The 13,734-nt window shown below is 70.1% G+C and carries 12 protein-coding genes; 7 read left to right on the top strand and 5 right to left on the bottom strand.

Translation table 11 applies throughout. The features are described from left to right. Positions 1-6: 6 nt before the first annotated feature. On the top strand, positions 7-2,703 hold the full coding sequence (locus FHU34_RS01610) for a replicative DNA helicase (RefSeq protein ID WP_145778356.1): 2,697 nt from the start codon (positions 7-9) through the stop codon (positions 2,701-2,703). Position 2,704: 1 nt separating this feature from the next. Here the strand turns inward: FHU34_RS01610 and FHU34_RS01615 are convergent, their stop codons facing one another. The 5 genes from FHU34_RS01615 to FHU34_RS01635 all read right to left on the bottom strand — a co-directional run bounded on the left by FHU34_RS01615 (position 2,705) and on the right by FHU34_RS01635 (position 8,495). Beyond that, a complete protein-coding gene (locus FHU34_RS01615) occupies positions 2,705-3,382 on the bottom strand; it encodes a maleylpyruvate isomerase N-terminal domain-containing protein (protein WP_145778357.1) in 678 nt (225 codons plus the stop codon). Between the two features lie 105 nt (positions 3,383-3,487). After that, entirely contained in the window at positions 3,488-3,871 is a 384-nt protein-coding gene (locus tag FHU34_RS01620; RefSeq protein WP_145778358.1) for a TFIIB-type zinc ribbon-containing protein, read from the bottom strand. A gap of 22 nt (positions 3,872-3,893) precedes the next feature. Further along, positions 3,894-4,526, bottom strand: coding sequence for a phosphoribosyltransferase (locus FHU34_RS01625; RefSeq protein ID WP_145778359.1), 633 nt, complete (start codon positions 4,524-4,526; stop codon positions 3,894-3,896). 41 nt (positions 4,527-4,567) lie between these two features. Next, complete coding sequence (locus FHU34_RS01630; RefSeq protein WP_208744903.1) at positions 4,568-5,914, bottom strand: glycosyltransferase 87 family protein; 1,347 nt, start codon at positions 5,912-5,914, stop codon at positions 4,568-4,570. A 49-nt stretch (positions 5,915-5,963) separates the two neighbouring features. Continuing rightward, entirely contained in the window at positions 5,964-8,495 is a 2,532-nt protein-coding gene (locus FHU34_RS01635; protein WP_145778360.1) for a putative bifunctional diguanylate cyclase/phosphodiesterase, read from the bottom strand. A gap of 697 nt (positions 8,496-9,192) precedes the next feature. Between FHU34_RS01635 and FHU34_RS01640 the strand changes: the two genes are divergently transcribed. The 6 genes from FHU34_RS01640 (at position 9,193) to FHU34_RS01665 (ending at position 13,730) form a co-directional block, all read left to right on the top strand. Beyond that, positions 9,193-9,978 (top strand): AfsR/SARP family transcriptional regulator, encoded by a 786-nt coding sequence (locus FHU34_RS01640; RefSeq protein WP_145778361.1) that lies wholly within the window; start codon positions 9,193-9,195, stop codon positions 9,976-9,978. A 77-nt stretch (positions 9,979-10,055) separates the two neighbouring features. Then, a complete protein-coding gene (locus FHU34_RS01645) occupies positions 10,056-10,709 on the top strand; it encodes a tetratricopeptide repeat protein (RefSeq protein WP_145778362.1) in 654 nt (217 codons plus the stop codon). 262 nt (positions 10,710-10,971) lie between these two features. Beyond that, positions 10,972-11,463, top strand: coding sequence for a cyclic pyranopterin monophosphate synthase MoaC (gene moaC, locus FHU34_RS01650; protein WP_088987073.1), 492 nt, complete (start codon positions 10,972-10,974; stop codon positions 11,461-11,463). Next, complete coding sequence (locus FHU34_RS01655) at positions 11,460-11,930, top strand: MogA/MoaB family molybdenum cofactor biosynthesis protein (protein ID WP_145778363.1); 471 nt, start codon at positions 11,460-11,462, stop codon at positions 11,928-11,930. The genes moaC and FHU34_RS01655 overlap by 4 nt, the downstream gene beginning before the upstream one ends. Before the next feature lie 118 nt (positions 11,931-12,048). Continuing rightward, a complete protein-coding gene (locus FHU34_RS01660) occupies positions 12,049-13,305 on the top strand; it encodes a molybdopterin molybdotransferase MoeA (RefSeq protein ID WP_145778364.1) in 1,257 nt (418 codons plus the stop codon). Next, entirely contained in the window at positions 13,302-13,730 is a 429-nt protein-coding gene (locus tag FHU34_RS01665) for a molybdenum cofactor biosynthesis protein MoaE (RefSeq protein WP_130405760.1), read from the top strand. Before FHU34_RS01660 ends, FHU34_RS01665 begins: the two co-directional genes overlap by 4 nt. Positions 13,731-13,734 lie beyond the last annotated feature (4 nt).

The following is a 13,734-nucleotide window of genomic DNA, read 5'->3' on the forward strand; positions in this document are numbered from 1 at the left end:
GGCGCAGTGGAGGGGGGACCCGTGTCGGTCACTGACGACATGCGGGCAGATTCACGCTCCGGCGGAGGCCAACCACCGGCGCAGCGGGACGGCCAGTTCGACAAGACCCCACCGCAGGACGTGGCAGCCGAGCAGTGCGTCCTCGGCGGCATGCTGCTCTCCAAGGACGCCATCGCCGACGTCGTCGAGATCCTCAAGACCAACGACTTCTACCGGCCGGTGCACGCCACCATCTTCGACACCATCCTGGACATCTACGGCAGGGGTGAGCCGGCCGACCCGATCACCGTGGCCGCCGCCCTGACCGACTCCGGTGACCTGGCCCGTATCGGCGGCGCACCGTACCTGCACACCCTCATCGCCAGCGTGCCCACCGCAGCGAACGCGGCCTACTACGCGCGGATCGTCAGCGAACGGGCGGTGCTGCGCCGGCTGGTCGAGGCCGGCACCAAGATCGTGCAGCTGGGCTACGGCACCGCGAGTGGCGGTAGCCGCGACGTGGACGACATCGTGGACCTTGCCCAGCAGGCCGTCTACGACGTCACCGAACGCCGGGTCAGTGAGGACTTCGCGATCCTGGCTGACATGTTGCAGCCGACGCTGGACGAGATCGAGGCGGTGGGTGCGCAGGGCGGTGTGATGACCGGCGTGCCGACCGGCTTCAGCGACCTGGACCGGCTGCTCAACGGCCTGCACGCCGGTCAGTTGGTGATCGTCGCCGGTAGGCCTGGGTTGGGCAAATCAACAGCAAGCATGGATTTCGCTCGAAACGCTGCAATTCGGGCGAACCAGGCGGCGGCCATCTTCTCGCTCGAAATGAGTAAGGTCGAGATCGTCATGCGACTTCTCTCGGCCGAGGCGCGGGTGCCACTGCACGTGCTGCGTAGCGGGCAGCTCTCCGACGACGACTGGACGAAGCTGGCCCGCTGCATGGGCGAGATCAGCGAGGCACCCCTCTTCGTCGACGACACGCCGAGCATGAACCTGATGGAGATCCGGGCCAAGGCTCGGCGGCTCAAGCAGCGGCACGACCTCAAGATGATCGTGGTCGACTATCTCCAGCTGATGACTTCACCGAAGCGCACCGAGAGTCGTCAGCAGGAGGTCGCGGACCTCTCCCGTGGCCTCAAGCTGCTGGCCAAGGAGGTCGAGTGCCCGGTCATCGCGGTGAGTCAGCTGAACCGTGGCCCCGAGCAGCGCACCGACAAACGGCCCCAGCTGTCCGACCTGCGTGAGTCTGGCTGCCTCACGGCGGAGACCCGAGTGGTTCGAGCAGATGACAACACTGAGATCACGCTCGGTGAGTTGTTGTCGAATAACGCCAAAGACATCCCGGTCTGGGCGTTGGACGAGAGCCTTCGGTACACGCCCCGCACGATGACCCATGTTTTCCCGAGCGGCAGCCGCGAGGTGTTCCGGCTGACCCTGGCATCGGGCAAGCAGATCGATGCCACAGCGAATCACCCCTTCCTGGCTTTCACGGGGTGGGTGCCACTCGGTGAGCTGTCGCCGGGAGATCGCATCGCCACGCCACGCCACCTACCGCCGCCGATGATGACCCGCCCGTGGGTCGACGCGGAGGTGGTGATGTTGGCGCACCTGTTGGGCGACGGATCCTTCGTGCGACGTCAACCCATTCGATACGCGAGCTGTGACGAGCTGAACCTGCAGGCCGTGTCCGACGCGGCGAAGCATTTCGGGATCTCCGCCGTCCGTGACGATTACGCGGCTGCGAGGGTGACGACCCTGCGGCTGCCAGCGCCCTATCGCCTGGCTCGCGGTCGGCGTAACCCGATCGCCGCTTGGCTGGACGACCTAGGCCTCTTCGGTTTGAGATCGCACGAGAAGTTTCTCCCTTCGGCCGTCTTCAGCCTGCCCAAGGAGCAGATCACTTCCTTCCTGCGGCACCTGTGGGCCACCGATGGTTCGGTGACCGTCAACAGCTCAGGGCGCGGTGGGCGCGTCTACTTCTCGTCCACGAGCCGGCGAATGCTCGAAGACATCTCTCGACTTCTTCTGAGGTACGGCATCACGGCCCGACTGAAGGTGGTGCCGGTCTCGGGGCACCGTCCTCAGTACACGCTCGACATCTCCGGTCGGGACGACCAGCTGAGGTTCCTGCGCGAGATCGGCGTGTACGGGCAGCGGTCGGACGGCTGCGCCGCTCTGCTTGCCGCGTTGGAAACGACGGAGAGCAACACCAACGTCGACACCGTGCCACGAGAGGTCTGGACCCGAGTCAAGGAGATTCTGGTCGAGCAAGGCATGACTCACCGTGAGTTCGCTAAGGCGATCGGCACCCAGTTCTGCGGCAGCACCCTCTGGAAGCATGCCCCCAGCCGCTCCCGACTGGCGGCGATCGCCGGCGTCCTTGATGCGGCCGACCTGGACCTGCACGCCACGAATGACATCTTCTGGGACTCGATCGTCTCTATTGAGTCGATCGGTGAGCAGGAGGTGTTCGACGCGACCGTGCTCGGGAAGCACAACTTCATCGCGAACGGCATCGCCACCCACAACTCAATTGAGCAGGATGCCGACGTCGTCATCCTTCTGCACCGCGACGACTACTACGACAAGGAGTCCCCGCGCGCGGGCGAGGCGGATTTTATTGTTGCCAAGCATCGAAATGGCCCTACCGACACCGTGACCGTAGCCGCCCAGCTGCACCTGTCGCGCTTCGTGGACATGGCCATCGGCTAGCTCAGCCGAGCAGTGGAAACCAGCCCGCCGACTCGCCCAACTCCAGTCGGTCCCGGTCGGTGAGCGGCACGCGCCCGGTCGCCTTCAGGAGGAAATCGTGGTCGCTCCAGGCGACGGGGCGGACCGTGTCGTCGCTGAGCAGGCCGTCCATGGTGGCCACCGCGACACGTGTCGCCAGTGGACCCGGGGGCGGCGCGTCGGGCAGGTCCACGATCAGGTCCAGGTGATGAACGACAGCCTCGGTCGTCAGGGTGGCGAGGAAATCCGGTACGCGCAGCACGTGTCCCTGCGTGGTCACGTACCCCTGCGGGTTGGCTGACGCGGCGGCGCGGACCGCCGCGGGGGCGGTCTCGCGCCAGAGCCGGACGATCCCGGTCGGGCGGTCGAACGCGGCGGCCGAGCGGCGGACCCACCAGGCGTGCCGGGTGGCCTCGTCGCCACCACCGGGGAAGTCACGCCAGTAGCTGACGTCGTCGACGTCGGCGGGGCCGTCCGCAGGGCTGGCCAGTGCGACAAGCGCGCGCTGGGCGTCGCCGAGCACGTGGAGGAGCAGGTCCGCGACGAGCCAGCCGTGACAGCGGGTGGTTCGTTGCAGGCCGGTGTCATCCAGGGCGTCGACCACTGCGCTGATCCCGGCGTACGCCTGGGCCAACGCCTCGTCGGGTCGGATCGCGGTCATGCGAACCAGCCTGGCACGGCGAGTTCCGCCCACCAACCACCGGCGGTGTGGGCGTTGTGCCCGGGTCGACGCGTTGATCGACCCGGGCGCGAGGTCGGCCTGGGCTCAGCCGAACATCTCGTCGAGGAAGCCCTTGCGCTTCTTCTGCCGGTAGTGGCCGTGGTAGCCGTGGTGCTGCTGCTGGTGGCCGTAAGCCGGCGCCGGCGGGTAGCCGTGTGCGGGCGGCGGCGGCGGAACGGCACCGTAGCCGGGCTGGTGGGGCGCCGGGGGCGGCGGAGGCGGCGGGTAACCGGCCGGCTGCTGGGCGGGCTGCGACGGCGCGCCGCCGCCCTGCTGGCGGCTCCAGTTGGCCTCCGCCTCGAAGAGCTTCTCCAGCTCACCGCGGTCCAGGAAGATGCCTCGGCACTCCCCGCACTGGTCGATGACGACTCCGCTGCGCTCGTACTGGCGCATTTCTCCGCGACACTTGGGACAGGTGAGACTACTCATCGCACGACGGTACCTGGTGTACCTATGCAGTTGCTGTGAGCGCCTCGGTGACTTCTTCATCGGAAACTTCGTGGAAGTCGTCGTAGTAGACGCTCACCGCGCCGAAGTCCGGTGGACGTTGCGTGCAGATGACCTGGTCCGCCTCGGCGGCGAGGAGTTCGTAGGCCTCCTGCGCGCCGACCGGGACCGCTACCACGACCCGGTTCGCTCCGAGTTGGCGTGCGACCTCCACGGCGGCGCGGGCGGTCGCGCCGGTGGCGAGACCGTCGTCGACGATCACCGCCGTCCGCCCGGTGAGGTTCAGTGGTGCGCGACCGCCCCGGTACAGCCGTTCCCGGCGTTCCAGCTCGGCCTGCTCCCGTTGGCTGACCTCGGCGATGTCGTCGCTGCTGAGTCGGCTGGCCACCGCGTCGTTGAGCACCTGGACGCCGCCCGGCCCGAGCGCACCGAAGGCGACCTCCCGGGCCCACGGCATCCCGAGCTTACGGACGACCAGCACGTCCAGCGGCGCGCCGAGGCGTTCGGCGACGACCCGGGCGACGGGTACGCCCCCACGGACGAGGCCGAGGACGACGACGTCGGGTTCGCCGACGAGTGCGGTGAGCCGGTCGGAGAGCACCCGGCCGGCGTCGGCCCGGTCGCGGTAGGTCGTCATGCCTTCAGGTCTACGCCCTGACGCGGTCCCGCGCCGGGCAGTTACGCGGAAGTGGCCCGACCGGACAGATGGCCGGGAACTGCGGTCGGCGGCGTGTCGGTGGGGCGGTGCAGGGCAGGTGCCCAGGTGAGCAGGGCGAGCGGGTACAGCAGGTAGCCGAAGCGGGTCGAGGGCATCAGGGCGATGGCGGCGAGTAGCCCGTACCCGCAGATGACGGCGGTGGCGACGGCGGTGCGGGGCGGGCGGCGGGCGAGTCGGACGGCGATGGCGATGCCCGCCGCGACCAGCAGCGCGGCGGCGATCAGCCGGCCGGCGGGCAGCCCGGTGGCGATCAGGTAGCCGGGAAACGGGGACTGTGCGGGACTGGTGACCAGGCCGTGGCCGAGGGGGAAGCGCAGCACGTTCTCGGTCAGCGCGTCGCGGTCGACGAGCATCGCGGGCAGGAGGGCGGCGACCGGCAGGCCGATCGCGCCGGCGGCGACCCGCGCGCCGGCGCGTCGGGTCAGACCCCACACGATCAGGACCAGGGCGACCGGCCAGGCGAACAGCTTCAGCGCGCCGGCGAGCCCGACCGCGAGGCCGGCCCGGCCGGGTCGGTCGGCGGCGGCGAGCGCGAGGGCCAGCAGGCAGAGCGCGAGTACGGGTAGGTCGTCGCCGCCGGTGGCGAGGGTGAGGGCGCAGATCGGCAGTACGGTGGCGGCCTGCACGCCGCGCAGCAGCGCGGCGTTCCGGCGGTGAGCGGTGCCGGCCTCGTCCGTGTCGGCAGGTGTTCTGCGCAGGGCGCTCACGGCCAGGGCGAGCGCCAGTGCGGTGCCCACCGCGAACCAGACTCGGGAGTCGGTCCACCAGGTGTCGACGAGTGCTCGGGGTAGGCCGAACATCGCCATGCCGGGCTGGTAAGGGGTGTAGCCCATGAGTTGCTCGCCGGGTGGCAGGGCGGCGATCGCGTCCGGTCCCAGGTACGGGGTGCCGTGTTCCAGGAGGCGCGCGCCGGCGTGTTCCACGACCAGCACCTCCTCCTGGGCCCGGTCGGTGCGCCCGCCGGCCCGCTCGATGCTCTGCCAGAGCAGAGGCAGCAGTGCGGTGCCCGCCCATGCGAGACCGGTGACCGCCCAGCGGGCTGGCAGCCCGACCAGCGGTGAGGTCGGGGTGCGTCGGCGCAGCAGCAGTTGGGCGGTCACCACGAGTGTCGCGACCAGGTATCCGGCTGCGGCGACGGTCCCCCAGGCCCGGTGCGGCAGCAGGGTCGACGTGACCGCGGTGATCGCGGCGAAGACGGTCGACGCGGCGTAGAGCCCGAGGTCGAGGGCGAGGCCGCCGGCGGCGGTGTCGAGCGTCCGCCAGTGCCAGCGACGGCGGCGGCGGGTGGTCGGGTCGTCGGCGATCACGGCGCAAGTCTGGCAGACCGGTCCGCTTCGGCACCGGGCCGAGGCCTGGTCAGGCGGGCAGGTGCGGGAGGCGGTCGGTGCGGGAACGGCCGGTCTGGCGACGGTTCTGGCTCAACCTGATCACCGCGCCGGCGTCGTGCAGGGGTGCGGCCAGGGTGCCGGGCCGGCCGCCCGAGCCCCGCTGCATCGCCGCGAGCAGAGTGCCGGCCGGCATCGGCCGGGCGAAGAGGTGCCCCTGGCCGGCGACGCAACCCAACTCCCACAGGGCCCGCCGCTGCGGCTCGCTCTCCACCCCCTCGGCCACCACGTCCAGGTCGAGGCTGCGGCCCAAGTCGAGGGTGGAGCGGATGACGGCGGCGGCCTCCGCCGAGCTGTCCATCGTCGTCACGAAACTCCGGTCGATCTTCAGCTCGTGCACCGGGATTCGGGAGAGCAGGGAGAGGGACGAGTAACCAGTGCCGAAGTCGTCCAACGCCAGCCGGACACCCTCGTCGCGTAGCCGGCCGAGTACCCGGTCGACCACGTCGAGTTGGCTGAGCGTCAGTGTCTCGGTCAACTCCAGCACCAGCCGGTCCGGCGGTAGGTCGTGGGCGCGCAGGCGGGCCAGCACCGAGCCCGGGAACCGCGCGTCGAGGAGGCTGCGCGGCGACACGTTCACCGCTACCGGTACGTCGAAGCCGGCGTCCCGCCAACTGGCCGCGGCGATCAGCGCCTGGTCCAGGATCGCCTCGGCGAAGGCCGGCAGCAGGCCGGAACGCTCTACGGCCTCCAGGAAGCGCAGCGGGTCGATCATGCCGTGGGTGGGGTGGTGCCAGCGGGCCAGCGCCTCGGCGCTGGTCACCTCGCCGGTGCCCAGGTCGACGATCGGTTGGAAGTTGACGACGAACTCGTGGTCGGCGACCGCACGTGGCAGGTCGCCACCGAGGGTGAGGCGGCCCAGGTCGGCGGTGTCCCGCGTGGCGGCGTACGTGGCGGTCCTCTGCCCGGCCCGTTTGGCCTGGTACATGGCCACGTCGGCGCGGCGCAGCAGCTCTGCCATGCCACCGCTGGACGGGGCGACGGAGATCCCGCCGCTGGCCTCCACGCTGATCCGCATGCCGTCCAGCTCGAAGGGCTCATGCAGGGCGGCGAGCAACGTCTCGGCCCGGTGCGCGGCCACCGCCGGGGCCGGAAGCCCTCGCAGGAGTACGGCGAACTCGTCGCCGCCGAGGCGGGCCACCAGGTCACTCGGCTGGGCTGCGCCCCGCAACCGGCCGGCCACCTGCACCAGCACCTGGTCGCCTGCGGCGTGCCCGAGTGTGTCGTTGACCTCCTTGAAGTGGTTGAGGTCGATCAGCACCAGCGCGGTCACCCCGTCGGCGTGCCGGGCGCTCAGGTGCTCGGTGCCCTCGTCGAGGAGTTGCCGACGGTTGGCCAGGTCGGTCAACGCATCGTGTGCCGCCGCGTACGCGTGTTCGTCGGCCACCCGGGCGAGTTCGGCGTACGCCTGGGCGTTGCGCACTGCCGTGCAGAGCGCGGAGGCGAAGGTGCGCAGGGTGTACTGCTCCCGCTCGGAGAGTTGCACCGGGCCGTGGAAGCGCAGTCGGAGGACGCCGATGTCGACGGTCCGGTCGTGTCCCTCCAGCGGGGTGGGGACGATCGTGCCGTCGACGGTGGTGGGGGTGCCGGTCGGGCCGTCGAAGGTGATGCCGCCGGTGCCGCCGCGTACGGTGCGACCGCCGTCGCGCAGCTCGATCTCGACCTCGTCGGCGGAGAACAACTCGGCGGCCTGGGTGACGGCGGTGGTGAGGACGGTGTCCAGGTCGACCACGTTGAGCGCGTCGGTGGTGCGGGCGAGCCGCTGCCACGCCTGCTGTTCGGTGCGGCCCCGAATGCGTGCGGCGTAGGCCAGGTGCAGGCTCAGGACCAGGGGTGGAATCGCGAGCAACAGTCGGGGATCGAGCCGGATGATCAGTAGCGTGCAGGCTGTGACCACGAACCGCACGGCGAAGCCGGCGAGACGGAGGTCGAGATTGCTGCGGAAGTGCTTCGCGATCCGGGTCTCGGAGGCGAGCGCGATGACTGGAATGGCGAGCAAATCGTCCAGTAACGCGGCGACCAGGTAGGCGAGGGCCAACGGCCCCAGCAGCGTCAGGGGGGCTGCCCCGGTTGCTGGCCAGGTCCAGCTCGTCATCGCGAGCGTGGTGCCGGCGCCCCAGGCCACGATGACGTTCTTCCCGACGCCGAAGGCGAGCTTCATCGGTGTCAGGCGGAGCGAGGCGATGGCGATCCCGACAGCGGTGCAGAGCACGACGACGGAGGTCGGAGCGATGGCTGCACCAACGATGATCGCTGTTTCGTTCCAACTGATCGACTGGGTCGTCGACCGGATCCGTACGCGGGCCTTGACCAGCGTGCCCAGAGCGATCATGAGCGTGAGCATGACGAGAACCGCAGCGTCGTTCACCGTCGTCGGCTTCGCCGAACCCAATGCGGCCGGAAGCGAGGCGGCGACGATGACCGCGGCAACAGCGACGACGAGACCGACGAGCAGCAACAGCCGCCGATCGGTCTCAGTCTCTCGTCGCTGAGGAAGGGTCATGCCGCTCCCGAATGGTGCCTGCGCGTTCCCGCAGCCTACTGCTCGGGTCCTCAGAAGTCCTGTGTCGAGCTTGTCAGTTCCAGTCGGTGCCACGCATCGCGCTGCCCCCTTCTACCGCTGTCCATTGGAGTACCTGTCCGCGATGGGGAGGTCTTCCTCTGAAAGGCAGCTTAAGAGAAGGAAGGGCAGGCTAGAACAAATAAATGTCGGTATGCGCAGGATTAGCCAAGTTGCAGCCCCTTTATCACGTTCTGTCCATCGTTACTGAACGGAGTGCGGTTGAGCGCGCCGACGTTGGATTCAACTGGCACCTTGCAACTGCGGACGGTATCTGGCGAGGTTGTGGTCGCTCTATTCCTTGAGTCTGGAGGCTCTTCAACAGTTGCCTCATCCGGAGTTTGGTCAGGCGTAAGGGCGGCATGGGCAGAGTTGGCGCGTCCGAGGCTGCCTGGCTGGGGCAGGTAATGGTGTCAGCCTGCCCGGGTCGTTGGCGACGGCGGATGGATAATCGCGTTTCGGCAGGCAGCGACGCAACTTGCCGCTCACATGATGCCGTCCCGGATTGGCATTCGAGCAGCTCCTTGCATCGCTCCTCGGGACGCCTAGGGTGCTTCGTATCGCCCCGTAAGCGGTGCGCCACCCCTCGGGGTCGTAGACTGCGTTGCGTGGTCGGCTGAATACCTGGCAGGGCTGGCGGGTGCGGGTGGAGATTCGGGTTCTGGGCGGCCTTTCGGTGCAACTGTCTACCCGCACGCTGCGCCTTGGTACACCCAAGCAGCAGGCAATCTTCGCAATGCTCACCGTTCAGCCCGGGCGACTCGTGACAGTGGACGATCTCGTCGATGAGTTATGGGCCGATCGCCCACCGCGATCGGCCATAGCTAATGTGCGGACCTATGCGGCCAATCTGCGCCGGACTTTCGAGGCTTCCCCGGCCGGACGCGGTGTCATCGAGCGCCAACGCAACGGCTATCGACTTGTTGTGGACCCGGACCGGGTCGACGTCTTTCGCTTCGAGGTGGAACGCAACGCGGGCCGGGAAGCCGTGTCGGCTGGCGACCTGGACGACGCGCGGCAACTGCTTGAGCGCGCCGTGGCTCGGTGGCGGGGTCCAATGCTCGCAGGCATCCCGCTCGGCCCCTTCCTCACCTCCCGAACCGTCGCTGCGGAAGAGGAGCGGCTACTGACCGTGGAGCTTCTCGCCGACGTCCAGCTGCGCTCGGCCCGAGGCGACCTGGCGATTCCGCTGCTGCGTGACGTGGTGGCTCGCCACCCTCTCCGTGAGTCGGCCTACCTGCTCCTCATGCGGGCTCTGTTCGAGCGGGGCGACAACGCGGAGGCGTTGGCCACGTACGACGAGATCCGAACGAGGCTCGTCACGGAGCTGGGGGTGGGTCCCGGGAACAACCTCCAGGACCTGCGCCGCTCGATCGTCGCGTCGGTGTCGCACGCGGGTGGAGCGGTCACCTGTCCGAGTCGGTGAAGCTCGGCTTGGAGTGTCTGCGTGATCACAAGTCGTACCGAAATGCCGGCGGTTCCATCCTGCTGCCGAATCTCAGCTTGGCGCTCACGGTCCTCGGGCGTTACGAGGAGGCGTTGCGGATACATCGCCTGCACCTGTGGTGGGCCCGGACGAATTCCGACGAGTTTCACACCCTCAACGCGCTCAGCCACATCGGCGCGGTGCGTGTCCGGATGGGCGACCTCCCGCAGGCGATCCGGATTCTGCTGGCCTCGCTGACCCTGCGGGAGCGCACCGGCCACCGGTACGCCGAGGCCGAGGCGCGCAACGACCTCGGCATCGCCTACCGCGGTCTTGGTCGTCTGGTGGAGGCCCAGCAGGAACACGAGACAGCCCGGAAGTTGTCAATCGGTTCAGGGGAGCGACACGTCGAGGCGGCTGCGCTGAACGAACTGGGACGAACCCTGCTGGCGCAGGGACGGGGCGTCGAGGCGGCTGAGATGCACGAGGAGGCGTTGCGGTTGGCGACCAGGATCGCGCACCCGTACGAGCAGGGCCGCGCCCTGGCCGGTCTCGCCGAACACTCTGCCGGGGTCGACCCCGCGGAGGCCCGGAGGTACTGGGAGCGGGCCCTGGCGATCTTCCGACGGATGGGCGTGCCGGAGCGCTTCGATGCCGAGCGACGCCTCGCCGGGTTGGTGGGCGTCGAAGCCGACGACCACACCCGCGCGAGCGACGCCGCGAAGCGCTGACCCGGCCGAACAGCGCTTATCGATTTCTTATCGACCGGCCCGGTAACTTACCGGACGTATCGGCGAACGGGGGAGGCTCTGCCCGTGGGCAGAGCCGGTCCGTCGACACGCACCCGCCGACAGGTCACCCCAGCGGCCTCGGCGGCGGGTCGGTGAGGGAGGAGCGGCGTCGGACCGGCGCGCCGTCAGCACCCGGTGTGGTGGTCGATGCGACGCCGCTCCTTCTTCAGCGCCGTCGTACCGCACCGATAGGCTCACGACCGTGACCGAACCCGCGCAGCTCAGCCACGTCGACCGCGCCGGCGCGGCCCGCATGGTCGACGTCTCCGCCAAGGCGGTGACGGGCCGGCTTGCCGTCGCGGCCGGCCGTCTGCGGACCACGCCCGAGGTCATCGACCTGCTGCATCGCGACGGGTTGCCCAAGGGTGACGCGCTGGCGGTCGGTCGGCTGGCCGGCATCATGGGGGCGAAGCGCACGCCCGATCTGATCCCGCTGTGTCACCCGATCGCGTTGCACGGCGTCACTGTCGACCTGCGGTTGACCGCCGACACCGTGGAGATCACGGCCACCGCCCGCACCGCGGATCGCACCGGGGTGGAGATGGAGGCACTGACGGCGGTCGCCGTCGCCGGTCTTGCTCTGGTCGACATGGTCAAGGCGGTCGACCCGGCAGCCTCGGTGGAGGCGGTGCGGGTGCTGCGTAAGGAAGGCGGCAAGACCGGCGAGTGGGTTCGGCCCGAGGACCGGCCGTGATCCGGGCCCGGGTGATCGTGGCATCGAACCGAGCCGCGGCCGGCGTCTACGCCGACACCAGCGGTCCTCTGCTCGTCGCGGGCCTGCGCGAGCTGGGGTGCCAGGTCGACGAGCCGGTGGTGGTGCCCGACGGGGAGCCGGTCGGCGTCGCCCTGCGGGCCGCCCGATCCGACGGGGTCGACGTGGTGGTGACCAGCGGTGGCACCGGGGTGACCCCGTCGGATCGGACGCCGGACGTGACCCGGGATCTGCTGGATTACGAGATCCCCGGCATCGCCGAGGCGATCCGCGCGCACAGCCGCGACCGGGTGCCTACGTCGGTGCTGTCCCGGGGTCTGGCCGGGGTGGCCGGCCGGATGCTGGTGATCAACCTGCCCGGCTCGACCGGCGGGGCCCGGGACGGCCTGGCCGTGCTCGGGCCGATCCTCGGGCACACCGTCGACCAGTTACGCGGCGGAGACCACTGAGTTCGAGCAGGGCACTCCCTGAGTTCGTGCCGAAGAGCACCCGGGTTGGTGGCGGTGCCCAGCAATCGGTCCGTGCCAGGCCCGGGCGGGTGTCGGTCCGTGCCGATAGGCTCGGTCGGTGAGCACGGAAACCGCACCCACCGCGGATCGGGTCGCCGCGCCCCCGCCGGCTGGCTGGGAGGAAGCGCGGTCGCGGGTCTACGCGGTCGGTCTCGCCGCCGCACTGCCCGCCGTCGCCCGACCACTGGCCGACATCGACGGGTTCACCCTGGCCGAACCGTTGACCACCCGCACCGACCTTCCGGCCTTTCCGACTTCCAGCGTCGACGGCTGGGCGGTGCGCGGCGCCGGCCCGTGGCGGGTCGTAGGTCGAGTGCTGGCGGGCAGCACCCCGGCCCCGCTCACCGAGGCCGACACCACAGTCGAGATCGCGACCGGAGCCATGGTGCCCGAGGGTGCCACAGCGGTTCTGCGCGTCGAGGAGTCGACGACCGCCGACGGCCTGGTGCGCGGCACTCCCCGGGAGACGCCCGAGTGGCGGCAGCCCGGTGAGGAGGCGTACGCCGATGAGGAGTTGTTGCCGGCCGGCACGCCGGTCGACCCGGCGGTGATCGGCCTGGCGGCCTCCTGTGGGCACGACACGCTGCGGGTCCGGCGGGCACCGCGCGCCGCCCTGCTGGTCTTCGGTGACGAGCTGTTGACCGCCGGGCCGCCAGCGGCCGGTCGTGTCCGGGACGCGCTGGGTCCGGCGGTGCCCGCGTGGCTACGGCGCTACGGCTGTCAGGTCCGACAGTCGGACGTGGTGGGCCCGGTCGCCGACACACTGCCCGCGCACGTGGCGGCCCTGCGGTCGGCACTGGCCAGTGCCGACCTGGTGTGCACCACCGGCGGCACGATGAACGGCCCGGTGGACCACCTGCATCCGACCCTGGAGGCGCTCGGCGCCGACTACGTGGTCAACACTGTCGCGGTCCGGCCGGGCTTCCCGATGCTGCTGGCCCGGCTGGCCGACCCCGACGGGCGGATCAGGTTCGTGGCCGGGCTGCCGGGCAACCCACAGTCCGCCATCGTCGCGCTGGTGTCGCTGGTCGCCCCGCTGCTCGCCGGCCTCCAAGGGCGATCGATGCCCGTGCTGCCGCAGGCGACGCTGGCCGAGGCGGTGCCCGGCCGTGGTGACCACACCCACCTGGCGCTGGTCCGACTGGACCGGGCCGCGGGCACCGCGACTCCGGTGCGACACGTCGGGTCGGCGATGCTGCGTGGCCTGGCCGGCGCGGATGGCTTCGCCGTCATCCGGCCCGGCACCAGAGGCGAGCCGGGTGACCGTGTGCCGATCGTGCCGCTGCCGTTGCTGCCCGGGGAGCGTGCGTCATGACCGCGCCAGCGATCACCTTCGGCGAGGTCACCGACCAGCCGCTCGACCTCGCCACGCACGAGGCGGCGGTCGCCGACCGGCGGGCCGGCGCTGTGGTGTCCTTTCAAGGCGTGGTCCGCGACCACGACCACGGGCGTCAGGTCACCAGCCTGGAGTACGAAGGGCACCCGAGCGCCGCTCAGGTGCTGCGCGAGGTGGCCGCCGAGATCGCCGCGGAACCCGACGTCTACGCGGTGGCCGTCTCGCACCGGGTCGGCCCACTGGCGATCGGTGACGTGGCGCTGGTCGCCGCGGTGAGCACCGCACACCGGGCCGCGGCCTTCGCCGCCTGCGCCCGGCTGGTCGACGAGGTCAAGGCGCGCCTGCCGATCTGGAAACGGCAGGTCTTCACCGACGGCACCGAGGAGTGGGTCAACTGCCCCTGACCGG

The sequence above is a fragment of the Micromonospora taraxaci genome (assembly GCF_007830095.1).
GTDB classification, from domain to species: Bacteria; Actinomycetota; Actinomycetes; order Mycobacteriales; family Micromonosporaceae; genus Micromonospora; species Micromonospora taraxaci.

What these genes read in the sequence shown, in the direction of transcription:
- FHU34_RS01615 (WP_145778357.1), bottom strand. Translation starts at nt 3,382, where the DNA reads ATGACCGCGATCCGACCCGACGAGGCGTTGGCCCAGGCGTACGCCGGG.
- FHU34_RS01620 (WP_145778358.1), bottom strand. Translation starts at nt 3,871, where the DNA reads ATGAGTAGTCTCACCTGTCCCAAGTGTCGCGGAGAAATGCGCCAGTAC.
- FHU34_RS01625 (WP_145778359.1), bottom strand. Translation starts at nt 4,526, where the DNA reads ATGACGACCTACCGCGACCGGGCCGACGCCGGCCGGGTGCTCTCCGAC.
- FHU34_RS01635 (WP_145778360.1), bottom strand. Translation starts at nt 8,495, where the DNA reads ATGACCCTTCCTCAGCGACGAGAGACTGAGACCGATCGGCGGCTGTTG.
- FHU34_RS01665 (WP_130405760.1), top strand. Translation starts at nt 13,302, where the DNA reads ATGACCGCGCCAGCGATCACCTTCGGCGAGGTCACCGACCAGCCGCTC.